Consider the following 25,724-nt stretch of genomic DNA (forward strand, 5'->3'; position numbering starts at 1 on the left):
TGCCGGCGCAGATCGGCCTAATTGATGCACATAGTTGCATAGCGGAGTGCCAGTTCATGTGGGTTCTCAGCCGCTTACAGCGGCGCACCGGGGGGAAACGGGGGAATACGGCGGGGACGATCGCACGGTTGGCTGGGCTTCTTGTCGCAGCCGCCGTATCGATGCCTTGTGTGACGCTTGCTCAACAAGCGCCTGCCACCACCGGCTCCGGTGCGTCAGGGGTAACAGCTTCAGTTCCGGTTAACGCGCCGAACATCGCGTGGTTCTACGGCGACAAGCCGCCCGTGGCGCAGTTGCGCGCCTTCGACGCGGTCGTTGTGGAGCCAGACCACGGGTTCGATCCATCGCAGTTCAAGACGCCCAAGACGCAGTGGTACGCCTACGTGAGCGTTGGCGAGGTCACGCCCCAGCGCAGCTGGTACAAGGACTTGCCCAAGGCCTGGCTGTTGGGCCGCAATGCGGCCTGGGCCTCGCGCGTGGTGGATCAGGCCCAGCCCGAGTGGCCGGCGTTTTATGTCGATCACGTCATCAAGCCGCTGTGGGAGAAGGGCTACCGTGGCTTCTTTCTCGATACGCTCGACTCGTATCAGTTGGTGGCCAAGGACGACGCCTCGCGCGCCGCGCAGGAAGCCGGCATGGTGCGTGTGATTCGCGCGATCAAGGCGCGCTATCCGGACGCCCAGCTGATCTTCAACCGCGGGTTTGAGATCCTGCCGCAGGTGCACGACCAGGCGTATGCGGTGGCGTTTGAATCGCTGTATCGCGGCTGGGACCAGGGCAGCAAGCAGTACAAGGAAGTGAGCGACGCGGACCGCGAATGGCTGATGGGCCATGTACGCAAGATTCGCGACGATTACCAACTGCCCGTCATCGCCATCGATTACTGCCCGCCCACCGACCGTGCCTGCGCACGCGAAACGGCCAAACGTATCAAGGCGCAGGGCGTGGTGCCCTACGTGACCGATCCAGACCTGTCGACCATTGGCGTGGGGCGCATCGAGGTGTTGCCGCGCAAGGTGTTGATCCTGCAGGACCGCGACCCGCGTACCACCATTGACACCAGCGAGGGCGTGCGCTTCGTGGCCACGCCACTCAACTTTCTCGGCTACGACGTCGAGTACGCCGACATCAACAAGCCGCTGCCCGCTTCAGTACCACCCGACCGCTACGCCGGCGTGGTGGTGTGGGTGAACACCAGTCCGGTCAAGCAGGTGGCGGCGCTGTCGTCGTGGGTGCGGCAACGTATTCATGACGGCGTGCACATCGCCTTCCTGAACCAGTTTGGCCTGCCGGTGGATGGCAGCATGGCCGACATGTTCAAGCTGCACCTTGTGCGTGGGCGTGCCAGCGGGCCGCTGTCGGTGGTGTCGCAAGACAAGATGATGGGTTTTGAGATGGCGCCGCAACCGGAGCGCCGCGAAGCCCAGCCGATTCAGGTGAGCGCGAACGGGCAGTCGCTGCTGCGGCTGAAGTCGGGCAACTTTGAGTTTGATGCCGCTGCCATTACCGATTGGGGCGGCTACGTACTGAATCCGTACGCGGTGTTCTCCATGGACACCGTTGAGCAGGCGCGTTGGGTTGTCCAGCCGATCGAGTTCCTGCGCCGCGCACTGGCGCTGCCAGACATGCCGATCCCCGACGTGACCTCTGAAAACGGCCGCCGACTCATGCTCGTGCATGTGGATGGCGACGGCTTTGCCTCGCGCGCCGAGTTTCCCGGCCCCGAATATTCCGGCGAGGTGCTGCTGCAGGACGTGTGGGAGAAGTACCGCATCCCGACAACGCTGTCGGTCATCGAGGGCGAGGTGGGCGCAAGCGGCCTTTACCCCAAGCTGACGCCGCGCCTGGAAACGATTGCGCGCCAGATGTTCGCGCTGCCGTACGTTGAACTGGGCACGCATACCTATTCGCACCCGTTCGATTGGAGCCGCACCGTGCCCGGCGCGGCCGCTGATCGGGCCAAGGAAGGCCCGGGTGCGGACAAGGGCGGTGGCGACACCGCATTCACGCTGTCCATTCCGGGCTACAAGTTCAGCCTCGACCGCGAGATAGCGGGCTCCATCAACTACATCAACGAGCGCCTGGCCCCGCCCGGCAAGCGCGTGAAGCTCCTGCAGTGGTCAGGCGACTGCCAGCCGCCCGAGATTGCCGTGCGCATGGCCTGGGACGCGGGCGTTCTCAATCTGAACGGCGGCGATACCACCATCACACGCAGCTCGCCATCGTGGACGGAGATTGCACCGCTGGGCATCGACAAGGGCCCAGGGGCTTACCAAGTGTTTGCGCCAAACCAGAACGAGAACGTCTATACAAACGATTGGACCGGGCCGTTCTATGGTTTCGATCGCCTGATTGAAACGCTGCAGTTGACGGACACTCCGTATCGCTTCAAGCCGATCAACATCTACTACCACATGTATTCGGGCACCAAGCTTGCGTCACTCAAGGCCTTGAAGAAGGTCTATGACTACGCGTTGTCGCAGCCCGTGTTCCCGATCTATTCGACCGAATATGTGGTCAAGGTGCTGGACTTCCGCAACATGGCCATCGCCCGAGAAGTCGGTGACGGCAACACCTGGGTGGTGCGCGGTGATGGCGATCTGCGCGAACTGCGCTGGATGGCGCGCGGTACGCCGCGCCTGGCGGATGCGCAGGGGGTGGTTGGGTATGACAAGGCGGCCGGCGGTATCTATATCCATCTTGATGACGGCGCCGCACGCTTTACGCTCGCACCTGAGGCGGAGTCGGCCAAGCCAGCGTACATTGCAGAAGCCGCTGCCTTTGTGCGCAATTTCGCACGAAACGGTAATGAGTTGAGTTTCGAGGCGGGCGGCTATTACAAGCCGTTTGTTCGTCTGGCCAACGCAGGTGTTTGCCGCGTGAAGGTCAACGGCAACCCAGCGCGCACGGCCCGCGCACAAGACAACACCGTGCGCGTTGATCTGACAGGAGCTGCTGCGCAAACCGTGACCTACCAACGTATCGATGTGGTCTGCTGACCTGACTCCGCGTGAACGGCTGCTGCCAGCCTGGCTGATCGGTACCCTGGGTGCGCTGATCGGGCTGGCGCTCGCCTTGATGTTTCCCCGCGAACGTTTGGAGGCTCGCCTGCTGGAGGGCGGTAAGGTCGATGCGCTGTCGGTGGCCTACCTGGAAGCCTGGCTGCGCGTGCGCCCGAACGACGGCGAGTTCTTGAGCGTGCTGGCTGCCCAGTACGTGCGCACGGGCCGCTTGGCAGAAGCCGAAGCCATGGTCGCTCGCATGCGCGCGCTGCGCGACAAGACGCTCGACCGTGAAGCGCTGCTGCTTGATATCGCCATCCGAGAGCAACGCGCCTACGCGCTGCAACCGAAGGATCCGCAGCGCGCCGCCATGCTGGTCGACCTGCGTGGTCTGCTCAAGCAGGCGCTGGACTATCGCTGGACTGCGGCCGAGCTGGAGATTCTCGCCGCCAAGTCGCGTGCCTTGGATCAGGGCGCGATTGCCATCCAGTTCTATCAACGCCTGGCTAAACAGGACGTGGCGCGCGCCGCGCAATGGCAGGCGCGTACTGCTGAGATTGCGCTGGGCGTGGGCGAATACCGCGCCGCTGCCGCCGCCAACTTTGCCGCGCAGGCCACCGCCAAGTCGCTCGACGAACAGCGCCGCTACTTCATCGCCGGGTTGAAGGCCCTGCAGGCTGGCAACCTGCTCGACGACGCCATGACAGAAGCGCAACGCCGTGTTGGCCCGCTGATCGACGATACCGAAACGCTGCGCTTTCTCACGCGCCTGGCGATGGCATGTAACCGGCCGGATCTGGCAGACCAATACGCGCGGCGCCTGCTGCGGCTGTCGTGGCATCAGGCGGGGGAGGGCATTGTCTTGGCCTCCGGTGTCGCCCGGCATGACTGGGCATTCGCCGGCCGGCCGGAACCGCTGCCAAGCCCTGCAGACCTGGTGTTCATGGATGGCCCAGAAGGCCTGGCGCGTCGGCAGCGCCACACTGCGCGCATTCGCCCGGTGGCGGATAAGCAGAGCAAGGCTGACGATGCGGCTTCGTCCTCACAACCGTCGGGCGCACAGGCCATCGCACGCGGGATCGCCCCGTTCAATGCGGAAGACTACGATCTCGCATTCCAGGTTTTCATGGGCAGCGGCAATCTGAACGACGCCATGCGCGTGGCCGAAGCCGCCGTGCGTCAACGCCCCGATCTGAAAATCTGGACCGAACGTGCCGCGCAGGTGGCCGAGTGGAACCGCCAACCAATGGCGGCGTTGAACTACTGGCTCGCGTACGCGCAATCCACTGGGGATGATGCGGCCTGGCAGCATGTGCTGCGTCTGGCGCCTGCGCTCCACGAAGACCACGCCTATCTGGCCGGGCTGCGCTACCAGGCAAGCCGCACCCCGGGCGACATGAAGTTGCTCGACCAGGTCATCGCGGCGTACGAACGTCTGGGCGAACCCGTGGAAGGGCTGGCGTATCTGAACAGCATCGCGCACGGGCCGCATCGTCAGGTGGTGCTGGAGCGCTATGCCAATCTGGCCGAGCGCGCCGGCAAAGACGATCAGGCTTACGACACCTACGTGCGTCTGCAAAAGGAGTTCGGCCCCAACGCGCAGTACGCGCTCAAGCTGGCGAACATCTTGTACGTGCGCGGGCAGTTTGCGCAGGCGCTTGCCGCCATGCAGGCTGCAGACAAGGCGGCCTTGCCAACCGATGACCTGTATTGGCGGACCTTCGCCCAGCTCGCGCGCCTGAACCAGCGTGATGATCTGTCGCGTGAGGCGTATCGACAGTTGCTGATCGGCGGCAAGGCTGAGCCAGACGATCTGACAACGATGATCGATTTCTACGACGCCAGCCCCATCGATGCTGGCCGTCTGGCCGAACTCGCTTTCCGCAAAGATGGCACGATGGTTCACCTGCAGCAGGCCATCTACTACTACACGCGTGCGCGCGCCTTCCGCCGCATCGACGGGTTGCTGGCCTCGCTCACACCAGAACAGCGCAAAGCGGCCGAGCAATCCGCCGGCGTGCTGGGCGCGCGGGCCGAGTATTTCCGCCAGAGCGGCCAGTGGGATGCCGCCATGCGTGACCTGCGGCGCGCAGTCTCGCTGCCGGATGCGGGCAGCGATGTGAAGGCGGCCTTCCTGTGGGGCCTGCTGGATTCCGGACAGAACGCCGAGCTCAAGCGCGCATTGGCGCTTTGGCGTAGCGAGGCCGAAAATGATTCCGCGTACTGGGGTGCCTACGCTGCCGCCGGCCTGCAGTTGTTTGACGCCAACCTGGCGCTGCGCTTCCTGGGCCGCCAGGGCAAGTCGATGCAGACCGATCCGCTCTGGTTGCTGGCCTATGCCGATGCACGCGAAATGGCCGGTCAGGCCGATGCTGCCTGGGCGCTGCGCCGCGAGGCGTGGTGGTTGCTGTGGCGCGCTGAAGATACGCCAGGCAGCGACAAGACCAAGCTGCCAATTGGCCGCCGTGTAGGCACGCGAGTCACGGTGGGGGATGGCGATGCGGCGCCGCTGGAAGAAGATGCGCGCACCGAATTGCGTGCCCGGCGCGTCTCACTGGCTCAAACATTCGGGTCTGGCGACCTGGCGCAGCGTCTGTTGATCGAGCTGCTGCGCGATGATCGCCGCGCGACGAAGCAGGCCCGCGAAGGTGGCCGCTCGGCGATGGCAAAGTCCGAGCTGGGCGATATCGACACGTTGCCGCCGGAGCCGCCGCAGACCCCCACCGACAAACGCAAGCAGGCCCGCGTGAGCGATCAGCTCGTTTCCGCCGTGGCCAAGGAAGCGGCGCTGGGCTGGGCGCTCTCGCGGGAGGCGAATGATCTGGCGCGCGCGTGGTTGCTGCAGCAGTACACGCGCCGCATGACGCGCCCGGCCTATGCCGAGATCTCCATTGCCCTGGCCGAGCACGATCTGCAGACGCTCAACCGGCTGCTTGACGATACGCCTGACCGCATTCCGCTCTACAACCGCATCGATGCCAACGTGATGACGGACCGCCTCGGTGAGGCGCAGCGTCTGTCGTTTGAAGGGCTGACCACCGCACCCGATGACGAGCAACTGCACGAACGTGTGCAGGAGACGCTGCTGACCAATGCACAGGCGCTGGAGCCGCGCGAGACGTGGTTCAAGCAGGCGCCGCTGACGTACTTCGAGAGCAGCGCTGCCGCCGGTATCCGCCTGACCGATCACTACAGCATGCTCGTGCGCGCCACCCAGCGGAACCAGCGCTCGACCGACGATACGCAGTTGACCGGCGTGCCTGCGCAGGATCGGCAGGTGGATTGGATCTCGCAGTACCAGACGCAGAACACGCAGTGGAAGGGCACGGTGGGTTGGCGCCAGGGGCTGGGCTCGCTTTACGCCTTCCGGCTGGACGGCCTGCTGGGGCAGGTCGGGCCGGTGGGCACGGAGCTTTCGATCGGTCGCAACCAGCCGGCCAATGAAACGCCGCAACTGCGTGTGGGCGGCGTGAAGGATCTGTTCTCGATTGGCAACAACTGGCGCCTGACGCAAAACGAGTACGTGCGCGCCCGCGTGGAAGGCGACCGCTTCTACGGGCAGGACCGCTCGTTCCTGGGCAGCGGCATGGTGTTCGATGGCGAAATCGGGCACCGCTTCCGGGTGGAATATCCGGACTACACGATCCGCGTGGTTGGTACCGTCGCACGCTACAACGCGACGGGCACGGTCAGCCCATTGATGGCTCGCCTGCTTCCTTCGGGTGCCGCGCCGGACGTTGACCAGATCATGCCGCGCTCGTTCAACCAGTTCGGCATGCTGTTTGGTTTCGGCACGGATTATCTGGACCGCTACACGCGCGCCTGGCGGCCCTTTATGGATGCGGGCATGCTGCATGACAACCGCGAAGGGTGGGGCGTGCAGGCCCAGCTTGGCGTGGCAGGCAGCGTGTTTGGCAACGACCATCTGGCGCTGTACATCGAGCACCAGTCGATTACGCGCGCGGGGACATCGCCGCTGACAGAGATCGGCCTGCGCTACCGCTGGCTCTACTGACAAGCAAGAAAAAAGCAACGGGGAAAGAACGAGATGAAGCACACAACGGAAGACTCCAGGGAGAACGCGATGACACCCTTGATCAACAAGATGCATGCCGGCCGCCGGCGCTGGCTGGCCGTGGCAGCGGGCGTTGGTGCGGCGCTTGTGTTGTCCGCCTGCGCGGTGGTCGACAGCGCGCGTGCGCCGGCAACCAGCGCGTCTGATGCGTGGGTGGTCCTGCCCATCGCCAACTACACCGAAACGCCGCAGGCCGGCCTGCGTGCGGAGACGATTGCGGCCAGCATCCTCAAGGCGCGCGGCTTCTCCAACCTCAAGCAGTATCCAGCCAACCTGAACAGCGAGTCGCTGTTCGAGCCCGCCGAGCGCGAGGCCGTGGCGCGCGCACTGGATTGGGCACGTGGCGAGAAGGCCCGCTATGCCCTGACCGGCGCCGTGGATGAATGGCGCTACAAGGTCGGTGTGGATGGCGAGCCCGCGGTCGGCATCACGCTGCAAGTGATTGACGTGCAGACCGGCAACGTGATCTGGAGCGCGGCCGGTAGCCGCACCGGCTGGAGCCGCGATGCCGTGTCGGCGGTGGCGCAGAAGCTGCTGCGCGAGCTGCTCTCGCCGCTGGGCCGGGGCTGATGAAGACCGAGTCGGCAGGTTCCGCTCAATCGGCCGGCCGCGCCGCCGCCGATGGGCGCGGCCAGGGTGGAAGAACTGAGCGCCGGCGCAACGCGCAGGGGATTGGCGCGTCGACTTGGTATGGGCGCATGATTGCGCCCGCCGTGTCCAGCCCGAGCGCTGTGCTGGAAACGCTGGGTACGGTGGTGGTGGCCATTGGCGTCGTCTGGCTGTTTGCGCCGGACAACCCGCTGCTGCTCGGCTACGGCTTTCCGTGGATCTGGCTGGTGCCGCTCATCCTGGCGCTGCGCTACGGCACGCTGCTCGGCGCGCTTGCCGCGCTGGTGGTGCTGGGCGCCTGGGCCGTGTTCTACGGACAGACGGCCGCTGCCGGCAGCTTCCCGCGCATGTACTTCCTGGGCGGGCTGATGCTTGTGTTGGTCGGCGGGCAGTACGGCGATATCTGGGGCGCGCGGTTGTCGCGTGCCCGCACCGTCAACGGTTACCTGAACGACCGGCTGGCGGCGCTCACCAAAAACCACTTCCTGCTGCGCCTCTCGCACGAGCGCCTGGAAAACGACTTGCTGGCCAAGCCGACCACGCTGCGCGACACGCTCACGCAGTTGCGCAACATCGCGCTGGCCGCACGTGAACATGGCCTGGGTGACAACCAGCCTGACGTGGCGCAACTGCCCGGCGCCGAGCCCTTCCTGCAATGGACGGCGCAGGCCTGCCAACTGGAAGTGGCGGCCATGGTGCGCGTGACGGGCAACCGCGTCGACACCGAACCGGTGGCCCGCGTGGGCACGCCGTTCGACATCGTTGCCGATGATCCGTTGATCCGCCATTGCATCGACACCCACACGCTGGGCCACCCGCAGGCGCCCGAGCTGCGGAATGTGAACAACCCCGAAGACGGCTCGCGCTACGTGGCGTGCGCGCCGGTGCTCTCGGGGGCGGATGAGCTGATCGGCCTGGTGGTCGTACATCAGATGCCGTTCCTCTCGCTGTCGTACGAGAACCTGCAGTTCCTGCTCGTGCTGCTTGGCTACTACGCCGACGGCGTGCGCCATCTCACCGTCAGCTCCGAGATTCTGGATCTCGTGCCCGACGCGCCGTACGAGTTCGCGCTCGATCTCGGCCGGCTGGCACGCCTGCATCGCGATACCGGTATCGATTCGTCGGTGGTGGCGCTCATCTTCGATCAGGACGAGACCAGCGATGCGCTGTTCGAGAGCGTGGTGCGCAGCCGCCGTGCGCTCGACGTTGTCTGGCAGTCAAGCGGCAAGAACCGCCGCGCCATCATCACGCTGATGCCGCTGTCGGGCGCGGGTGCCGTGTCGGCCTATCTGGTGCGCATTGAAGACAGCCTGCGCGCGCAGTTTGGCGTGGATTTCGAGGGCGGGCACATCAGCGTGCAGACGTTGCATGTGACCGGCGAGCATCCGGGCGAAGCGCTGCAGCGCTTCCTCGCGCGCTGCCATCTCGATGCGTAGGGGCGGCCAGGCCATGCTGCGGATTGACCATGTTTAAGCTCACGCTCGGCGGCATCTCGGCGCAGATCGCGGCAGTGGTGATGGCACTGCATGCCGGCAACAGCCTTGCGCTGCTGCTGTCGTGCCTGATGCTGCAGGGCACCGCCGCCGCACTGATCGGCCTGGCTGCGTGGCGCTTGCTGCCGCGCCGTTATCGCGTGCCGTTCGTGTGGACGTATGGCTACCTGGCGGCGCTGTGCTTTTTTGTGCCGGTGGCCGGCGTCCTGCTGGTGCTGGGCAGCCTGCTGCTCGCCAAGCTGTTTCCCAAGCCCGAAGACGACAAGGACATCGCCGATGTAGGGCTGCCGGTGTTCGTGGCGCATTTGATCTCACGCGTGACGCATGGCGGCGGAGCGCGGCTGCGTGCGCAACTCAGCAATGAGCGCGCGCCGGTACAAAGCCGCATGACCGCACTGGTGGCCATGCAGTCGATGCCCACGCGCACTGCCAGCCCCGTGCTGCGCGACCTGCTGGCCGATCCGGTGGACGATATCCGCCTGCTGGCCTACGGCATGCTCGACAACGCCGAGAAGGTGCTCACGCAAAAGATCCTGGCCGAGCTGCCGCGCCTGGAAGAAGCCACCACGCCCGAGGCGCGCTACGACATCAACAAGCGCCTGGCCGACCTGTATTGGGAACTGATCTACCAGAACCTCGTGCAGGGCGACGTGTACCGCTACACCGCCGAGCAGGTCGAGCGCTACGCCAGCGCCGCGCTCGACATCCAGCCCGACAACGCCGCGCTGTGGTACATGCGCGGCCGCCTTGCACTGTCGCGCCGCGAGCCCGATGTGGCCGAGTCCCATCTGCGCCGCGCTGAATCCCTCGGCTTCCCGCGTGACCGCCTGCTGCCCCCGCTGGCCGAAGCCTGCTACCTGCGCCGCGACTATGCCGGCGCGCGTGCGGCGCTGGCGCAGTTCTCCAGCCGTTCTCCGCTGCCGTTGCTGCGCCCGCTGTTGCGCTACTGGACATCATGAGCAACGACCACTTTCCGCGCGCCCAGTCCGCCGACGTTGCGCTGCTGCTCGAAGGGACCTTTCCCTACGTGAGCGGCGGGGTGTCGAGCTGGGTCAACCAGATGATCCGGGCGTTTCCGGACATCCGCTTTGCCATCGTCTTCATCGGCAGCCGCCGTGAGGATTACGGCAAGCCCGTCTACGCCATTCCCGACAACGTGGTGCACCTGGAGTGCCACTACCTGTACGACTTTCCGCCGCCGCCGCTGGTGCAGGCCAGCGGCGGCGATGCCGCAGCGTTCGAGCGCTCGCGCAAGCTGCACGATGCGCTGCGCAATCCGGCAAACAAGGAAGAGACGGCCGAGTTGATCCGCGCCTCGATTGCCGACCTGCGCGACGATGGCCCGCTGGCCGAGGAACAGTTCCTCTACAGCCACCGCGCGTGGGACATGATGACGGACTACTACCGGCGCTACTGCACCGACCCGTCGTTCACGGACTACTTCTGGACCGTGCGCATCATGCACAAGCCGCTGTGGCAGCTCGTGCGCATTGCCGAAAACCTCATCCCGGTGAAGGTGTTCCACACCATCTCGACCGGCTATGCAGGCTTCCTGGGCGCGCTGCTGCGCTACAGGCGAGGGCGTCCGCTGCTGGTGTCCGAGCACGGTATCTACACCAAGGAACGGAAGATCGACCTGTTCCAGAGCCAGTGGATTCGTGACAACCGCAGCATCTTCGAGAAGGACATTGCGCAGATCAGCTACTTCCGCGATCTGTGGGTGCGCTTTTTCGAAACCATGGGCCGTGTCTGCTATGACGCGGCTGAAGACATCGTCGCGCTGTATGAAGGTAATCGGCAGCGCCAGGTCATTGACGGCGCGCCGGCCGAGAAGACGCGCAGCATCCCCAACGGCATCAACCTGCCGCGCCTGGCTGCGTTGCGCGAGAAGCGGCAAGCCAGCGTACCGCGCGTGATGTGCCTGATCGGCCGGGTGGTGCCGATCAAAGACGTGAAGACGTTCATTCGCGCCATGCTGACCATCACGCGCGAGATGCCCGATGCGGAAGGCTGGATTGCCGGCCCGGAAGACGAAGATCCGGAATACGCGCAGGAATGCCACAGCCTGGCTGAAAGCCTCGGCCTGGGCGACCGCATCAAGTTCCTGGGCTTCCAGAAGATCGACGACATCCTGCCAAAGGTGGGCGTGTTGGTGCTGAGTTCCATCAGCGAGGCGCTGCCGCTGGTGGTGCTGGAAGGGTTTGCCGCGGGCGTGCCGTCAGTCACGACGGATGTGGGTTCGTGCCGGCAACTGCTGTTCGGCCTGGAGGGCGAAGACGCGGCACTGGGCGCGGCTGGCGCCGTGGTGCGCATTGCCGACCCGGCTGCCCTGGCTGCCGAAGTGCTCACGCTGCTGCGCGATGAAACGCGCTGGCATGCGGCCCAGGCTGCTGGCATTGCCCGCGTCGAGCGCTATTACACGCAAGAGATGATGGTCGGCAGCTACCGCGAGCTGTATACGCGCCTGGAGACGTTGCCCGATCTGAGTACCGAGCACGGTGCGAAGGCCGCCGCCGCGGCCTGCCCGCACCACGCCCAGCAGAACAAGCCACATGAGGGAGCCCGCTGATGGCCGGCATTGGTTTTGAGCTGCGCAAGATGCTCAAGCGCGACAGCCTGCTCGGGCTGATGCGCGCGTACACCTACGCCGGCATCATCAGCTCCGGGCCGTGGATTCTCTCCATCGTCGGGATTCTGCTGATCGGTATCCTGAGCCTGCCGTTCGTGATTCCCGGCTCGCTCATCACGCAGTTCCAGGTGTCGGTCACCTACCTGATTGCGGTCAGCCTGATCCTGACGGGGCCGCTGCAGCTTGCCTTCACGCGCTTTACGTCCGACCGCCTGTTCGAGAAGCGCGATGACCTGATCCTGCCCAACTACCACGCCGTGTCGCTCGTGATGACGCTGGTCGCGGGTGGGCTTGGGCTGCTCGTCATCGTGTTTGCGTTTCCGCAGCAGTCAGCCATCTACCGGCTGCTGATGCTGGCCGGTTTCGTGGTCATGGCCAACATCTGGATCGCAGTGATCTTCTTGTCGGGCATGAAGCAGTACAAGGCGATTGTCTGGATCTTCCTGGTCGGCTACACGCTCACCGTGCTGCTGGCGCTGCTGTTTAACCGGTTCGGGTTGGAAGGGCTGCTGCTGGGGTTCGTGACGGGGCAGCTCTTCTTGCTGATCGGCATGGCCGCGCTCATCTACCGCAACTTCAGCGGTCGGCGCTTCCTGTCGTTCGAGGTGTTCGACAAGCGGTTTGCGTATCCGTCACTCATGTTGATCGGGCTGCTCTACAACCTCGGCATCTGGCTCGACAAGTTCATGTTCTGGTACGCACCGGGCACGGGGCAGCAGGTGATCGGGCCGCTGCACGCCTCGGTCATCTACGACATTCCGGTGTTCCTGGCGTACCTCGGCATCATCCCCGGCATGGCGGTGTTCCTGGTTCGCATCGAGACGGACTTTGTCGAGTACTACGACGCCTTCTATGACGCCGTGCGTGGCGGGGCATCGCTTGAGCACATCGAAGACATGCGCAACACGATGGTGCAGACCATTCGCGCCGGCCTGTACGAGATCGTGAAGATTCAGGCGATGGCCGCGCTGGTCCTGTTTGCCGTGGGCGCTGCGGTGCTGCGGGCGTTGCAGATTTCCGAGCTGTATCTGCCGCTGCTGTATGTCGACACCATTGCCGCCAGCTTGCAGGTGGTGTTTCTGGGCGTGGTGAATATCTTCTTCTACCTGGACCGGCGCCGCGTTGTGCTGGCGTTGACGGCCGCGTTTGTGGTGCTCAACGGCGTGTTGACCTGGATTACGTTACAGCTTGGCCCCGCTTGGTACGGATACGGATTTGCCGTGTCGCTGCTGCTGGTTGTGATGGCGAGCCTGGTGATCCTGGACCGGAAGCTGGATCGGCTGGAGTACGAGACGTTCATGTTGCAGTAAGGTCTGCCGACAGCCTCTGCTGGCATCCGGAGCCTCACGAACGACGCATCAACCTCCGGTGGTGGACCTTCAAGCCTTGCGCACAGCGCTCCAAGCGCCAGCCGCAAGGCTTTTTGCAGCGACCCCATGATGCTTTTTGCTCGGCCATTGGGACTTGAAGTGCTGAGCGCCGGGCTCTTCGCCCCATGGTTGGGGCTTCGAACTCGGCAATCGGCGCTTTTTGGTCGAAAGTTTGGAGCTCAGAACGCTGTTTCGTCTTACCAGGGTTGCGTGGTGGGCCCCACAGTGAACTCGCTCACCGTCGTGTCCGCCGGCTGCTCGATCGCGAACGCCACCACGCTGGCGATACGATCTGGAGAAATGCCGTGAGTCTCGTACAGCGCGTGCATGCCGGTCGAAGTGGCCTTGTCGCTGATCGTATTCAGCAGTTCGGTGTGGATTGCGGCCGGGTAGATGGTGGCGGTACGGATGTGCGTGCCCTCCATGGCCGACTCGATGCGCAGCACCTCCATGAAGTCGCGCACGAACCACTTCGTGCCGCCGTACACAGCGCTGCCTGGGTAAGCCTTGAGCCCCGCGACCGACGACGTGGCGATCACTTGCCCCGCTTTCTGGGCGGTAAAGGTGGGCAGTACCGCCGCCACGCCATTGAGCACGCCCTTGATGTTGATATCGACCATCTCGTGCCAGTCGTCTGTTTTCAGCGCCGACAGGGGTGAACTCGGCATGATCCCCGCGTTCAGGAAGATCACGTCGACCTTTCCGAAGGTTTCCTTAGCCAGTTTGACGATGGCATCGTTGTCGGCCTGTTTCGTGACGTCGAGCACTTGGTAGGCGGCCTCGCCACCAGCGGCGCGGATTTCGTCGGCCAGCGCCTCGAGCTTGTCCTGCCGCCGTGCGCCCAGCACGACCTTCGCTCCCCTGGACGCCAGGAGCTTGGCGGTGGCCGCGCCGATGCCCGACGAGGCGCCCGTGATGATGATGACTTTGCCTTCCACGATTCCTTGCTCCTGATGTGAGACCTCGGGCTCCATCCCAAGGCTAACCAGCAGGTTACGGCCGCAGGGCACTCAGGACTAGACGCCGCAGATCGCATGGCCTTATCGAGGTGGCCCATGAATCATGCGCAATCATTGTTGCGCGACGATCAATGGCCGAACGCTGCGCGGCGCCTGGCGCCGAATCAGCCCGGCACCGCCGGACTGCGCAGGGCTTCGATTACCAGCTTGAGTGCGCGAGATGACTCGCGTCGGCTCGGGTAGTAGACATGCCAACCCGGCCAGGTCGGCCAGTGGTCCTCCATCACCCATGCCAAGCGCCCGGCGTCGACGTGGGGCTTGAGCACATCCTCGGGCACGAACACCAGGCCGCAGCCGTCGATGGCGGCCTGGATCATCTGGTAGGCCCCGCTGAAGGTGGCCTGTCCGTCCACCTTGACGGCCAAGTCCTTGCCGTCGTCTATCAACTCCCAGGCGTAGACGGCGCCGTTGCTCAGCCGCAGCGTGATGCACTGGTGTCGGGCCAGGTCGTCGATGGTTCGTGGCGTTCCATGCTTGGCCAGGTACGCCGGTGAAGCCGCGATCGCCGCGCGCATGTTAGGACTGATGCGTACAGCGACCATGTCCTTTGCCACCTGGTCGCCCATGCGCACGCCGACGTCGAAGCGCTCAGTGACGACGTCCACCAATCGGTAGTCGGTAGCGATCTCGATTCTCAGGTCGGGATAGCTCTCGAGCAACGGCCGCAGCCGGGGCCACAGGTATAAGTCGGCCGCGATGTCGATCGCGGTGATGCGGATGGTGCCGGCAGGCTTGTCGCGGTATTCGCGCACGGCCGCGAGGTCGGCGGCGATCTCCTCGAGCTTGGGCCTCACGCTCTGCAGCAACTGTTCACCGGCTTCGGTCGGCGCCACGCTTCGCGTCGTGCGCGTCAGCAGCCGCACGCCCAGCCGTGTTTCCAGTCCTCTGACGGTATGGCTCAGGGTGGACTGCGACAGCCCAAGCTTGGCAGCGGCTTTGGTGAAGCTGCGCTCCTGCGCAACAGCGAGGAATGCGTACAGGTCGTTGAGGTTCTCGCTGTCCATTGATCGAAACGAGCCATAAGTCCATGCCGATTGTGCAGTCTAGTGCTGAATGGGCATGGCCGCTACAGTCGTTTCAAGGCCCGGAAGGGCGAAACAACGACCCGTAATCGCGGGCGGTATTGACGCGGGTGAACCGGCCGTGCGCCCCTGCCTTCGTCAGACCTCATGCCCGAGGAGTATCGATATGCACGACCCAATCACCACCAATGCTGGCTCGCCGGCCTCGGACGGGCAGACCCGTCAGCCAACCATTCAGGTCACCCCCGTCGGCGCGCGACCCTCGGCCCTCGGCGCGGCTGAACTCTTCACCGGCACCGTCGTGGTGGACGGGATGTTCGGGCCGAACTCACACTCACCGGGGTCTGGCGCTTTGGTCACCTTCACACCCGGCGCCCGCACAGCCTGGCATGCGCACCCCGTGGGTCAGATCCTGATCGTCACCGCCGGCCAGGGTTGGATCCAGGCTTGGGGCGAGGACCGGCGCGCCCTCCAACCTGGCGACGTGGCATGGATTCCGCCGGGTGTGAAGCATTGGCATGGCGCCTCGGCCACTCATGCCATGGCGCACATCGCCATCCAAGAAGTGCGTGACGGATCGGCTGCCCAGTGGATGGAGCAGGTCGACGACCACCAGTACGCGGCGTGATATGGCCGGGCCTGCAACGCAGTCTGGAATGGCGCCCATGAAGATCCGCTTTCGGTTTTCTGCTGACGCGTTCACCGTCACCCTGATCGACCAGCCAGCGGCGTACGAGTTGGTATCCATGCTGCCGCTGCAACTGGAGGTGAGCGACTTCGGCTCGGCAGAAAAGATCACCTACTTGCCCCACGAGCTCACTGTGGATAGCGCGCCGGCGGGTACAGACGCCGATGCGGGCGACTTGGCTTACTACGCCCCGTGGGGCAACCTGGCCCTGTTCTACAAGACGGCGCCCTATGCGCGGGGACTGGTTCGCCTCGGGAGCATCGACAGCGCGATCGGCAAACTTGGCCAGCAGCGTGAAGGCGTCGTGACCATCGAGCTGATCGACGAGTGACCCATTCCGACGGGTGAATTTGGCCGCAGCGGCATGGCCCGGACCATGCGCGAGGCGCGCCATTGCTCGTATGCGTTTGCGACCGTCAGCTTTCGGTACGGCGATATCTGGACAGCGCGTGCCCCTTGAATGGCGGACGCGGCCTTTGGTGGAAAGGGTGCCTGCCTGCCGATATTGGTAGCCGCAACTGACATTGAGGGCGAAAGCCGCAATTCTTCCTTCGGCGTGCCGATCCGCTTCGCATCCCGCTTAAGCTGACTTGCGCACGGACCGCGGCCCACCGCCGGTTTGTCCGTTCCTTCCCCGCACGGTTACAGAAATTCAAGGGGAAGTCGCCATCTCGGGCGCGCTTTTCTTTGCTTACTTTCTTTGGCAAGACAAAGAAAGTGAGTCAGCCCCGGCAGGGGATGAAACAAGGGATGGACCACCAAGTCCAAAAAAAACCATAGCCCCACAACATCCCCCGCAACAACTCCGCATTTGCCCAACCACCGCTGGGCTCCTTAAGCTGCACCCGACATTTCAAATCTCGCAGCTTCTTCATGCAAATAGCAGTAGTCGGCGCCGGCATCATCGGCATCAGCACGGCCTATGCGCTGGCTCAGGAAGGCCATCAGGTCACCCTGGTCGAGCGGCATTCGGGCCCGGGCGAGGGCACCAGTTATGCCAACGGTGGTCAGTTGAGCTACAGCTATGTGGCGCCGCTGGCGGGCCCCGGTGTGCTTTCCCATGTGCCAGGCTGGCTGCTGCGCCGCGATTCGCCGCTGCGGCTGAAACCGTCGCTGGACCCGGCATTGCTGCGCTGGGGGCTGCGCTTTATCGCGGCCTGCAATCGTGATCGTGCCGATCGCACCACGCGTGAGTTGCTCGCGCTGTCGTTCTACAGCCGCGCCCGCATGGAAGCGCTGCGGGAGGCGCTGCCGGATCTGGCATTCAGCTTTGCCCGGCGCGGCAAGCTGGTGGTGCATCGCGATGCTGCGGCGTTTGAATCTGCCCGCGCGCAGGTCGGCTATCAGGCCACGCTTGGGTGTGAGCAGCATGCGTTGTCTGCCGATGAGGCGGTCGCCCACGAGCCCGCGCTTGCCGGCGTGCGCGACCAGATCGTCGGCGCCATCTACACGCCCGACGAAGACGTGGCCGATTGCCACCAACTCTGCGTCGGCTTGTTCAACCGGCTGCGCGCGATGCCGAACGTGACGCTGCGCTTCAATACCGGTGTGGAAGCGTTGTGGACCGAAGGGCGCCGTGTGCGCGGCCTCAAACTGGACGATGGCGAGCAAGTTGCCGCCGATGCGGTGGTGATGGCTGCGGGCGTGACCAGCGCCAGCCTGCTCAGCCCATTGCGCATCGACCCGGGCCTGTATCCGCTGAAGGGTTACAGCATCAGCCTGCCGCTGGGCGAGGGCGATGTTGCCCCGGTGATCAGCGTGACGGATGCCGCGCGCAAGATCGTCTATGCACGCATCGGGCAGACCCTGCGTGTGGCGGGCATGGCTGATCTGGTGGGTTGGTCAACGGCGCTGGACACGCGCCGCGCGCAGACGCTGTATGACGAAACGCGCGCGCTGTTTCCGGGCGCCATGCGGGCGAATGATGCGGGTGCCGATGCCGCACCCTGGGCTGGCATGCGCCCTGCGACGCCAACGGGCGTGCCCGTGGTGGGCGCATCGCCGGTGGAAGGGTTGTGGTTGAACGTGGGCCACGGCGCACTCGGCTTTACGCTGGCGCTGGGCAGCGCAGGCTTGCTGACCGATCTGATTGCCGGCCGCAAGCCCGCGATTTCCCCAGTGCCGTATGCGCTGGCCGCGTGACACAAGAACGAGATTCAAAAGACCGAGCGCGCAGGCCCGATGATGCGTATCTGGCCCGCGCCAATTGGTAACCCAAGTAGTCTGGAGCGAACACACCCATAGGAGGGGAAGCATGAAGACCTTGCATTCGACCAAACGTATTCTGTCCGGCCTGACGCTGGCTGCGGCCGGCGCGCTGGTAGTGCTGTCGACCGGCGCGCAGGCGCAGTCGAACGACACGCTGGCCAAGATCAAGCAAACGGGCGTGATCTCGGTGGGCTATCGTGAGTCGTCGATTCCGTTCTCGTATCAGGCTGACGCGAATACCATCACCGGCTATTCGCAAGAGATCTCCAACATGATCATCGCGGGTGTGGAAAAGACGGTGGGCAAGAAGCTGCAGGTGAAGCTCACGCCGATCACGTCGCAGAACCGCATTTCGCTGCTGCAGAACGGCACGATCGACTTCGAGTGCGGCTCGACCACCAACAACCTTGAGCGCCAGAAGCAGGTGGCGTTCTCGAACAACATCTTCATCTACGGCATGCTGATGCTGGTGAAGAAGGACTCGGGCATCAAGGACTTTCCCGACCTGAAGGGCAAGACCGTGGTGACCACCGCGGGCACGACCGAAGACCGCATCCTGCAGAAGATGAACGGTGAAGCCAAGGATGCCGACAAGATGAACCTGATCCTCGCGAAGGATCACGGCCAGGCGTTCCTGACGCTGGAATCGGGCCGCGCTGTGGCCTTCGTGATGGATGAGCCGCTGCTGTATGGGGAGCGCACCAAGGCCAAGAACCAGGCTGACTGGGTTGTCACGGGCAAGCCGCTGCAGACCGAAACCTACGCTTGCATGATGCGCAAGGACGATCCGGCGTTCAAGAAAGTGGCCGACGACGTGATTGCCGACCTGATGAAGTCGGGCAAGGCGAACGATCTGTACAAGAAGTGGTTCCTGTCGCCGATTCCGCCGAAGGGCCTGAACCTGAACTACCCGATGACGGCCGGCATGAAGGAGCTGTACGCGCACCCGAACGACAAGGCTATTCAATAAGCCGCGTCGTCGCGCATGCAAAGCAAACGGGGGACTGGGTCCCCCGTTTTCATTTGCCCGCTGCGTGGCTTCAGGCGGGTTCGCTCCAGGGCGAGCGGATGTCGGCCAGGAAGCGTTGCGCGCGCGGGTGTTGCGGGCGCTGGAAGAAGTCTTCCGGCGTGGCGCGCTCCAGCACCTGGCCTTGGTCCATGAACAGGACGCGGTCTGCCACCTCGCGTGCGAAACCCATCTCGTGCGTGACGCAGACCATGGTCATGCCATCGCGGGCGAGGTCCTTCATCACCAGCAGCACCTCGTTCACCATCTCCGGGTCCAGCGCGGAGGTCGGCTCGTCGAATAGCATGACGGGCGGCTTCATGGCCAGGGCACGCGCGATGGCCACGCGCTGCTGCTGGCCGCCCGACAGCTCGCCGGGGTAGGCGCCGGCCTTGTGCGGCAGCCCCACGCGTTCGAGCAGACGCATCGCAAAGTCCTTTGCTTCCTGCGGCGCCATGCGCTTGAGTTGCACAGGCGCCAGCGTGCAGTTCTGCATGACGGTCAAGTGCGGAAACAGGTTGAACTGCTGGAACACGAAGCCGATGCCGCTGCGCAGTACGTTGACGTCCACGCCTGGTGCATGGACTTCATGCCCGTTCACGACGATCCGGCCTTTCTGAATGGCTTCGAGCCGGTTCAACGTTCGGATGAGCGTCGACTTGCCAGAGCCCGACGGCCCGCAGACCACCACCACCTCACCCTTGGCAACGGTTTCGTTGATGTCGACCAGCGCGTGGTAGTCGCCGTACCACTTGTCGACGTGTTCGATCGTGATCATGTTCATGGTTTTGTGTTCCATCAGACCCTAACGCGTGCGCGCTGCAAGGCGGCGCTCCAGATAGAACGCCACGCGTGTCAGGCTGAAGCACATGATGAAGTAGCTGATGCCGAGCAGGCCGTACACCTCGGCGGACTTGACCATCACAGCGGTGCTGATCTGCCCCGCCACGAACGACACCTCGGGCAGGCTGATGATGTAGCCGAGCGAGGTTTCCTTGATGGTCGAGACAAGCTGGTTGACGAGCGACGGCAGCATGTTGCGCAGCGCCTGCGGCAGGATCACCCGCCGCATTGCCTGCATGTACGACAGACCGAGCGATCGGGCACTCTCCATTTGCCCGCGCGGCAACGCCTGGATGCCCGCGCGCACGATCTCCGCCAGATACGCACCGTCGAAAATCACCAGCGCGGTCAGCATGGTGCTGAACTGATCCGTGCGCTGGCCGGTGACGGAGGGCAGCAGGAAATACGCCCAGAAGATCACCATCAGCAGCGGCGTACCGCGCACGATATAGACCAGTGCGGTGGCAGGCCAGCGCAGCGCGGCGATCGGGCTCACGCGGCACAGGCCCAGGATGATGCCCATCGGCAGCGCCAGCACGAGGCCGGCGGACGCCAGCAGGAACGTCAGCGCCAGCCCGCCCAGCGGCCCGTTCGGGTACTGGCCGATCAGGTAATAGATACCGTAGGTTTGAATGAGATCGAGCATGGCTACAGCGTCCGCACGGGGTAGCGATGCTGATACCAGGCAGAGAACACCGTGATCGCAATCGAGATGGTCAGATAGGCGGCGGTGGCAAACGCAAACGCTTCAAAGCCGCGGAAGGTCGCAGACTCCACCTGCTGTGCCTGGTACATCAGCTCGGCCACGCCGATGACCATGGCGATGCTGGAGTTCTTCCACAGGTTCAACGTTTGGCTGACCAGCGGTGGAACCGTCACACGCAGCGATTGCGGCAGCACCACCAGGCGCATGGCCTGCAGGAATGAGAGCCCGAGCGCGCGGCTGGCTTCAAGCTGTTCCTTAGGGATCGAGCGGATGCCGCTGCGGATGTCCTCCGCCATGTAAGCGGCTGTGTAGAGCACGAGCGCAATGACGGCGCTCGCGGCCTCGTAGTTCATGCTGTAGAGCCAGTCCCGGATGAACTCTGGCAGGATCTGCGGCGCGCCGAAATACCAGAACAGCATGTGGGCGAGCAGCGGCACGTTGCGGATGGCTTCGACGAAAGTCTGGCCGATGCCGCGTAGCGGTGCGGCGGGCGCCAGGCGTAGCAGCGCCACCACGATGGCAAGCGGCAGCGCCAGCACGAAGGCCAGTACAGAGAGCTTGATCGACAGGAAGAAACCGCTGACGAGCCATTGGTGATACTGCCCAGAGAGCAGCATCGACAAATCAAAATGGGGCATGGAGATTCACCGCCCAGAACGGCGTCTGGGCGGCCCGACCTTTAACGATTAATCGATCTTGTCGGTGGAAATCTTGAAGGTGCGCTGCGGGAAGGCCATCTTTGTGTTCGGGCCGAACCACTTGTCGAACAGCTTCTGCGCCTCGCCGCTCTTTTCCATGCCGAGCAGCACGTCGTCGACCTGCTTCTTGAAGGCGGGCTCGCCCTTGCGGATGCCCAGTGCGAGGTGTTCGGTCGACAGGTTTTGCGGCAGGAGCGCGTAGTCCTTCGCTGCCGGACCCATCTTGGCCATGTTGCCGATCAGCGTGGTTTCGTCGTTCACGTAGGCGACGCCCTTGCCTTGCTGCAGGGCCAGCAGCGCCTGCGGGCTGTTGTCGAACGAGACAACGTCGGCGTTCTTGATGGTCTTGGCAATGTTGGCTTCCATGGTCGAACCCTTGACTGTCAGGAGCTTCTTGCCATCAAGCTGGGCGAGCGACGTGATGCCGCTGCTCTTCTTCACCATCGCCTTCTGGCCGGTGATGAAGGTCGACACCGAGAAGTCGATCTGCGCTTCGCGTTCCTTGTTGTGCGTGAGCGAGGCGGCCAGCAGATCGACGCGGCCTTGCTGCAGTTCAGGCAGGCGCGCGGCTACAGCCAATTGCTTGAGCACGGGCTTGACGCCCAGGCTCTTGGCGATGGCGTCGCACATGTCGACGTCATAGCCGACGATCTCGCGGCTCATCGGGTCTTTCAGGAAGCTGAATGGCTCGTCGGTGCCGAGCACGCCGCAGACAAGCTCGCCTTTCTTCTTGATGTCGGAAATTTGATCAGCGTGCGCGGTGGTGGCGACCAGGGTTGCCGCGGCCAGGATGGCGGCACCCGCAAATTGCGTCAGATGTCGGTTTGTTTTCATCGGATTTCCTCCTTGACGACTTGGGTGGTGAACAGCGTGCGAATCGGAATCGGGATCGCCCGCGAGCATACCGGCGTATGCGCGGTTTGCATGCGCGGACTTCGGATAACCATATGACGGCGAGCGGAATGCCCGCCCCAGGCTTGCGTGGAACGCCCAACTATAGTCCTTGCCGAAGTGGCACAGACCAGTTGTGGCAAGCAGGGCGGGGGTGCAGTGCACAGGCGGGACGTTGGGGATGCCGGGTTGCGCGCGTGCAGCCCGGTAAGGCTGGCACAGCAAGGCAGGGGGCCGGCAGACGTTGGATCAAATGAGACTTTGTCTGCAATTAATGACATGGCAGCCGACTGCGCTCCATCAGGGGATTCCCGGGGCAGAGCGTGGGCTTAGAGCGTGCCGCAGATCGATTCGTTGATGGGCACGTCGCCCACGGTCTCGTGATCGTTGCCGCGATAGCGGTAGACCAGGCTCAGGCCGAGGCGCGTGAGGATGCGCACGTCGCCGTTGTTGCAGATGTTCTTCTGCAGGATCGGCACGAAATTCAGCCGAAAGCCCTGCGATGCGGCCGAGTGCGCTGCGTAGTTGGTCAGCGTGATGACGAAGACGAGGTTTTTCTTCTGCGCCAGCGAGCATTGCGCCAGCGAGGTCTCGCGGTCGAGCGGGACCGGGGTGAAGCGGTTGATTTCGGCGCAGGCCTGGGCAAGGGCACGGTCTGCATTGCGGGCGGGCCCAGTGAGGGCCGGCACGCCGGCGGCGGCCGTGCTGCGACCCGTGGCGGCGCCCACCAGCATGCGGGCCAGCGGCGTCAATTCCTGCATGGCCGTCGCCAGCGTGGTCGATTGGGCCCACACAGGGCTGGACAGCAACGGCAGGGCAAGCGCCAGGATGCACGAAGCACGCGCCCGGCGTTGGCGGCCTTTCACATCCAGACCGGTGTGAATGGCGGTGTGTTGAGTCACAGACATCCTCTTTGCCCACGGAGCCACAATTTTATTGAAAAAACTGTCGGGATGCGAGGCGCGCAGCGCACTGGGCGCTGCCGCTTTTAACTCAGGTCAGGTCCGTACCCGCACCATGGCAGAAATGCGCTCGGCCGCCTGCTGCAGCGGACCAAGAAACTGCTTCGTCATCTGTTTGCCGGAAGTCCGGTTGGCCTGTCCGCTGATATTCATGGCGGCGATGATATCGCCTGCCCGATTGCGGATTGGCGCCGACAGCGAAATCAGCCCTTCCTCAAGCTCCTGGTCGACCAGCGCCCAACCCTGTTGGCGCACGCCGGTAATGATCTCCTTCAGTGCATCGACGTCTGTAATGGTGCGCTGCGTGCGTGCCCGCCGGTCCGACTCGCGCAGTGCAATGTCGAGCTGATCCTCGGGCAGGCCCGACAGCAGCACGCGGCCCATCGACGTACAGAACGCCGGCAGGCGGCTACCGACCGACAGGTTCAGCGCGATGATCTTCTGCGTCGGCACGCGCAGCACGTAGACGATTTCCGTCCCATCCAATACCGAGGCAGAGCAACTTTCGTGCACTGTCTGCACGAGTTCCTCCATCACCGGCTCGGCCAGGTTCCAGAACGGCATCGAGGTGAGGTAGGCGAACCCGAGATCGAGGATCTTGGGCGTGAGGCGGAAGAGGCGGCCTTCAAAGCTGACATAACCCAGGCTGACCAGCGTGAGCAGGATGCGGCGGGCGCCCGCGCGGGTCAGGCCAGTGGCCTCGGCGACTTCGGAGAGCGTTTGCTCGGGGCGTTCGGCATTGAACGCGCGAATGACCGACAGCCCCCGTGCAAAGGACTGGACGTAGGAATCGCTGGGTTTTTCGGTGGGCAGTTCGGTAGCAGACATGCAAAGAAAGGCGAAAGCGGCGCAGTGGCCTCAAGACTACTGGCATTGCCCCGGTTTCGCTACTCGAACGGCTGATCGGTATGCGTACGCCTTGACACGCTCGGGAATGGAGGCGTAGATTAGTTCTTGGATCGAACGTGAGTTCGCATAGCGAACAAATGCGGGTAAGCCAACGTGGGCCGGACAGCAAAGGCCTGTGTCGATCCAATCGCCAAACAGGAGACTCGCAGGCCGCCCGGTTGCGGCTCGGCCATGTCCGGCCCCAGCGATGCTCCGAACCGCGCCAGCCATCGAGAATGTGCGGCGCCCTTGCCGGAGAATGCACGTGATCAACAAGCTTTGTCCGTCTGTGGAGGCCGCCCTGGCCGATATCCCGGACGGTGCCACCATCATGATTGGCGGGTTCGGTACCGCCGGCATGCCATCGGAACTCATCGACGGGCTCATCGCGCATGGCGCGCGTGAACTGACCATCATCAACAACAACGCCGGCAATGGCGAGACGGGCCTGGCGGCGCTGCTCAAGGCGCGCCGCGTGCGCAAGATCGTCTGCTCGTTCCCGCGCCAAGCCGATTCGTATGTGTTCGATGCGCTCTACCGCGCCGGCGAAATCGAACTGGAGCTCGTGCCGCAAGGCAACCTGGCCGAGCGCATCCGCGCCGCGGGCGCCGGCATCGGCGGTTTTTTCTGCCCGACCGCCTATGGCACGCAATTGGCCGAAGGCAAGGAAACGCGCATCATCGACGGCAAGCCGTACGTGTTCGAGCTGCCGCTGACCGCTGACTACGCCCTCATCAAGGCCCTGCGCGCAGACCGCTGGGGCAACCTCGTTTATCGTAAGACGGCACGCAACTTCGGGCCGGTGATGGCGATGGCGGCCAAGTGCACCATTGCGCAGGTCAGCGAGACGGTGGAGCTTGGCGAGCTGGACCCGGAGCACATCGTCACGCCGGGCATTTTTGTGAAGCGCGTCGTGCAACTCGGCAACGCTGCGCAAGCCAAGGAGGCCGCATGAGCGCCGAAACTACCGCCAAGGTTCAGCGCTGGACGCGCGACCAGATCGCTACACGTGTGGCGCGTGATATTCCCGATGGCTCGGTCGTCAACCTGGGCATCGGCTTGCCGACGCTGGTGGCCAATCAGTTGCCGGCCGACCGCGAAATCATCCTGCACACCGAGAACGGCCTGTTGGGCATGGGCCCCGCGCCCGCGCCCGGGCAAGAAGACGAAGACCTCATCAACGCCGGCAAGCAGCCGGTCACCATCAAGCCCGGTGCATCGTTCTTCCATCACGCCGATTCGTTTGCCATGATGCGAGGCGGCCATCTCGACTATTGCGTGCTCGGCGCCTTCCAGGTGTCAGCCACGGGCGACCTGGCCAATTGGCACACCGGCGCACCCGATGCAATTCCTGCCGTGGGCGGAGCGATGGATCTGGCCATTGGTGCCAAGCGCGTCTTCGTCATGATGGAGCACCAGACCAAGCAGGGCGAAAGCAAGATCGTGCCGTCGTGCACGTACCCGCTGACGGGCATCGGCTGTGTCGATACCATCTACACCGACCTCGCCGTGATCGACATCACGCCCGAGGGGCTGGTGGTGCGGGAGATGGCCGACGGCCTCGATTTCGATACGCTGCAGACGATGACGGCGGCGCCGTTGCGTCGTGCCTAGA

At 64.0% G+C, this 25,724-nt stretch carries 21 protein-coding genes; 13 read left to right on the forward strand and 8 right to left on the reverse strand.

The features are described 5' to 3' along the window. The first annotated feature begins 161 nt into the window (after positions 1–161). The 7 genes from M1D44_RS03690 to pelG all read left to right on the forward strand — a co-directional run bounded on the left by M1D44_RS03690 (position 162) and on the right by pelG (position 13,118). A complete protein-coding gene (locus M1D44_RS03690) occupies positions 162–2,999 on the forward strand; it encodes a bifunctional glycoside hydrolase 114/ polysaccharide deacetylase family protein (RefSeq protein WP_316853148.1) in 2,838 nt (945 codons plus the stop codon). Then, complete coding sequence (locus M1D44_RS03695) at positions 2,986–7,017, forward strand: tetratricopeptide repeat protein (RefSeq protein ID WP_316853149.1); 4,032 nt, start codon at positions 2,986–2,988, stop codon at positions 7,015–7,017. The genes M1D44_RS03690 and M1D44_RS03695 overlap by 14 nt, the downstream gene beginning before the upstream one ends. Positions 7,018–7,086: 69 nt before the next feature. Then, on the forward strand, positions 7,087–7,647 hold the full coding sequence (locus tag M1D44_RS03700; RefSeq protein ID WP_112184018.1) for a penicillin-binding protein activator LpoB: 561 nt from the start codon (positions 7,087–7,089) through the stop codon (positions 7,645–7,647). Then, complete coding sequence (locus M1D44_RS03705) at positions 7,647–9,122, forward strand: PelD GGDEF domain-containing protein (RefSeq protein WP_316853150.1); 1,476 nt, start codon at positions 7,647–7,649, stop codon at positions 9,120–9,122. The genes M1D44_RS03700 and M1D44_RS03705 overlap by 1 nt, the downstream gene beginning before the upstream one ends. Positions 9,123–9,151: 29 nt before the next feature. Continuing rightward, positions 9,152–10,138: a tetratricopeptide repeat protein gene (locus tag M1D44_RS03710; protein ID WP_112184021.1), complete on the forward strand. Its 987-nt coding sequence runs from the start codon at positions 9,152–9,154 to the stop codon at positions 10,136–10,138. Next, positions 10,135–11,748: a GT4 family glycosyltransferase PelF gene (pelF, locus tag M1D44_RS03715; RefSeq protein WP_024975114.1), complete on the forward strand. Its 1,614-nt coding sequence runs from the start codon at positions 10,135–10,137 to the stop codon at positions 11,746–11,748. The genes M1D44_RS03710 and pelF overlap by 4 nt, the downstream gene beginning before the upstream one ends. Continuing rightward, entirely contained in the window at positions 11,748–13,118 is a 1,371-nt protein-coding gene (pelG, locus tag M1D44_RS03720) for an exopolysaccharide Pel transporter PelG (RefSeq protein ID WP_316684057.1), read from the forward strand. Before pelF ends, pelG begins: the two co-directional genes overlap by 1 nt. 257 nt (positions 13,119–13,375) lie before the next feature. Here pelG and M1D44_RS03725 read toward each other — a convergent pair whose 3' ends face one another. Together M1D44_RS03725 and M1D44_RS03730 are read right to left on the reverse strand one after the other, a co-directional pair. Continuing rightward, the gene (locus M1D44_RS03725; protein ID WP_428984312.1) at positions 13,376–14,116 is read right to left on the reverse strand and encodes an SDR family oxidoreductase; all 741 of its coding nucleotides are present in this window, start codon (positions 14,114–14,116) and stop codon (positions 13,376–13,378) included. 185 nt (positions 14,117–14,301) lie between these two features. Continuing rightward, the gene (locus M1D44_RS03730) at positions 14,302–15,201 is read right to left on the reverse strand and encodes a LysR family transcriptional regulator (RefSeq protein WP_316853151.1); all 900 of its coding nucleotides are present in this window, start codon (positions 15,199–15,201) and stop codon (positions 14,302–14,304) included. Between the two features lie 184 nt (positions 15,202–15,385). Here M1D44_RS03730 and M1D44_RS03735 point away from each other — a divergent pair, with 184 nt between their 5' ends. The 4 genes from M1D44_RS03735 to M1D44_RS03750 all read left to right on the forward strand — a co-directional run bounded on the left by M1D44_RS03735 (position 15,386) and on the right by M1D44_RS03750 (position 19,085). Next, the gene (locus tag M1D44_RS03735) at positions 15,386–15,847 is read left to right on the forward strand and encodes a (R)-mandelonitrile lyase (protein WP_316853152.1); all 462 of its coding nucleotides are present in this window, start codon (positions 15,386–15,388) and stop codon (positions 15,845–15,847) included. Between the two features lie 37 nt (positions 15,848–15,884). Then, positions 15,885–16,238 (forward strand): cyclophilin-like fold protein, encoded by a 354-nt coding sequence (locus tag M1D44_RS03740; RefSeq protein WP_316853153.1) that lies wholly within the window; start codon positions 15,885–15,887, stop codon positions 16,236–16,238. Positions 16,239–16,780: 542 nt separating this feature from the next. Continuing rightward, positions 16,781–18,049 carry a D-amino acid dehydrogenase gene (locus M1D44_RS03745; protein ID WP_112184029.1) on the forward strand — a complete coding sequence of 423 codons (1,269 nt, stop codon included), beginning with the start codon at positions 16,781–16,783 and terminating at the stop codon, positions 18,047–18,049. Positions 18,050–18,161: 112 nt separating this feature from the next. Then, complete coding sequence (locus M1D44_RS03750; protein WP_316853154.1) at positions 18,162–19,085, forward strand: glutamate/aspartate ABC transporter substrate-binding protein; 924 nt, start codon at positions 18,162–18,164, stop codon at positions 19,083–19,085. Positions 19,086–19,155: 70 nt separating this feature from the next. Here the strand turns inward: M1D44_RS03750 and M1D44_RS03755 are convergent, their stop codons facing one another. The 6 genes from M1D44_RS03755 to M1D44_RS03780 all read right to left on the reverse strand — a co-directional run bounded on the left by M1D44_RS03755 (position 19,156) and on the right by M1D44_RS03780 (position 24,049). Then, positions 19,156–19,905, reverse strand: a complete 750-nt coding sequence (locus tag M1D44_RS03755) for an amino acid ABC transporter ATP-binding protein (RefSeq protein ID WP_024975122.1) — start codon at positions 19,903–19,905, stop codon at positions 19,156–19,158. A gap of 21 nt (positions 19,906–19,926) precedes the next feature. Then, on the reverse strand, positions 19,927–20,610 hold the full coding sequence (locus M1D44_RS03760; RefSeq protein WP_037031491.1) for an amino acid ABC transporter permease: 684 nt from the start codon (positions 20,608–20,610) through the stop codon (positions 19,927–19,929). A gap of 2 nt (positions 20,611–20,612) precedes the next feature. Then, on the reverse strand, positions 20,613–21,308 hold the full coding sequence (locus tag M1D44_RS03765) for an amino acid ABC transporter permease (RefSeq protein WP_045206031.1): 696 nt from the start codon (positions 21,306–21,308) through the stop codon (positions 20,613–20,615). 48 nt (positions 21,309–21,356) lie between these two features. Continuing rightward, entirely contained in the window at positions 21,357–22,202 is an 846-nt protein-coding gene (locus M1D44_RS03770) for an ABC transporter substrate-binding protein (RefSeq protein WP_024975124.1), read from the reverse strand. A gap of 386 nt (positions 22,203–22,588) precedes the next feature. After that, positions 22,589–23,167, reverse strand: a complete 579-nt coding sequence (locus M1D44_RS03775) for a hypothetical protein (protein ID WP_024975125.1) — start codon at positions 23,165–23,167, stop codon at positions 22,589–22,591. A gap of 90 nt (positions 23,168–23,257) precedes the next feature. Next, positions 23,258–24,049: an IclR family transcriptional regulator gene (locus M1D44_RS03780; RefSeq protein ID WP_024975126.1), complete on the reverse strand. Its 792-nt coding sequence runs from the start codon at positions 24,047–24,049 to the stop codon at positions 23,258–23,260. A gap of 319 nt (positions 24,050–24,368) precedes the next feature. Here M1D44_RS03780 and M1D44_RS03785 point away from each other — a divergent pair, with 319 nt between their 5' ends. Continuing rightward, on the forward strand, positions 24,369–25,064 hold the full coding sequence (locus M1D44_RS03785; protein ID WP_419177587.1) for a 3-oxoacid CoA-transferase subunit A: 696 nt from the start codon (positions 24,369–24,371) through the stop codon (positions 25,062–25,064). Continuing rightward, positions 25,061–25,723: a CoA transferase subunit B gene (locus M1D44_RS03790; protein WP_024975128.1), complete on the forward strand. Its 663-nt coding sequence runs from the start codon at positions 25,061–25,063 to the stop codon at positions 25,721–25,723. The genes M1D44_RS03785 and M1D44_RS03790 overlap by 4 nt, the downstream gene beginning before the upstream one ends. Position 25,724: the final 1 nt, after the last annotated feature.

The sequence above is a fragment of the Ralstonia sp. SA306 genome (genome assembly GCF_054792405.1).

Excerpts from the sequence above, each read along its gene's own strand:
- M1D44_RS03690 (WP_316853148.1), top strand. The coding sequence starts at position 162 with ATGCCTTGTGTGACGCTTGCTCAACAAGCGCCTGCCACCACCGGCTCC.
- M1D44_RS03695 (WP_316853149.1), top strand. The coding sequence starts at position 2,986 with ATGTGGTCTGCTGACCTGACTCCGCGTGAACGGCTGCTGCCAGCCTGG.
- M1D44_RS03700 (WP_112184018.1), top strand. The coding sequence starts at position 7,087 with ATGACACCCTTGATCAACAAGATGCATGCCGGCCGCCGGCGCTGGCTG.
- M1D44_RS03705 (WP_316853150.1), top strand. The coding sequence starts at position 7,647 with ATGAAGACCGAGTCGGCAGGTTCCGCTCAATCGGCCGGCCGCGCCGCC.
- M1D44_RS03710 (WP_112184021.1), top strand. The coding sequence starts at position 9,152 with ATGTTTAAGCTCACGCTCGGCGGCATCTCGGCGCAGATCGCGGCAGTG.
- pelF (WP_024975114.1), top strand. The coding sequence starts at position 10,135 with ATGAGCAACGACCACTTTCCGCGCGCCCAGTCCGCCGACGTTGCGCTG.
- pelG (WP_316684057.1), top strand. The coding sequence starts at position 11,748 with ATGGCCGGCATTGGTTTTGAGCTGCGCAAGATGCTCAAGCGCGACAGC.
- M1D44_RS03730 (WP_316853151.1), bottom strand. The coding sequence starts at position 15,201 with ATGGACAGCGAGAACCTCAACGACCTGTACGCATTCCTCGCTGTTGCG.
- M1D44_RS03735 (WP_316853152.1), top strand. The coding sequence starts at position 15,386 with ATGCACGACCCAATCACCACCAATGCTGGCTCGCCGGCCTCGGACGGG.
- M1D44_RS03740 (WP_316853153.1), top strand. The coding sequence starts at position 15,885 with ATGAAGATCCGCTTTCGGTTTTCTGCTGACGCGTTCACCGTCACCCTG.
- M1D44_RS03745 (WP_112184029.1), top strand. The coding sequence starts at position 16,781 with ATGCAAATAGCAGTAGTCGGCGCCGGCATCATCGGCATCAGCACGGCC.
- M1D44_RS03750 (WP_316853154.1), top strand. The coding sequence starts at position 18,162 with ATGAAGACCTTGCATTCGACCAAACGTATTCTGTCCGGCCTGACGCTG.
- M1D44_RS03755 (WP_024975122.1), bottom strand. The coding sequence starts at position 19,905 with ATGAACATGATCACGATCGAACACGTCGACAAGTGGTACGGCGACTAC.
- M1D44_RS03760 (WP_037031491.1), bottom strand. The coding sequence starts at position 20,610 with ATGCTCGATCTCATTCAAACCTACGGTATCTATTACCTGATCGGCCAG.
- M1D44_RS03765 (WP_045206031.1), bottom strand. The coding sequence starts at position 21,308 with ATGCCCCATTTTGATTTGTCGATGCTGCTCTCTGGGCAGTATCACCAA.
- M1D44_RS03770 (WP_024975124.1), bottom strand. The coding sequence starts at position 22,202 with ATGAAAACAAACCGACATCTGACGCAATTTGCGGGTGCCGCCATCCTG.
- M1D44_RS03775 (WP_024975125.1), bottom strand. The coding sequence starts at position 23,167 with ATGTCTGTGACTCAACACACCGCCATTCACACCGGTCTGGATGTGAAA.
- M1D44_RS03780 (WP_024975126.1), bottom strand. The coding sequence starts at position 24,049 with ATGTCTGCTACCGAACTGCCCACCGAAAAACCCAGCGATTCCTACGTC.
- M1D44_RS03785 (WP_419177587.1), top strand. The coding sequence starts at position 24,369 with ATGCACGTGATCAACAAGCTTTGTCCGTCTGTGGAGGCCGCCCTGGCC.
- M1D44_RS03790 (WP_024975128.1), top strand. The coding sequence starts at position 25,061 with ATGAGCGCCGAAACTACCGCCAAGGTTCAGCGCTGGACGCGCGACCAG.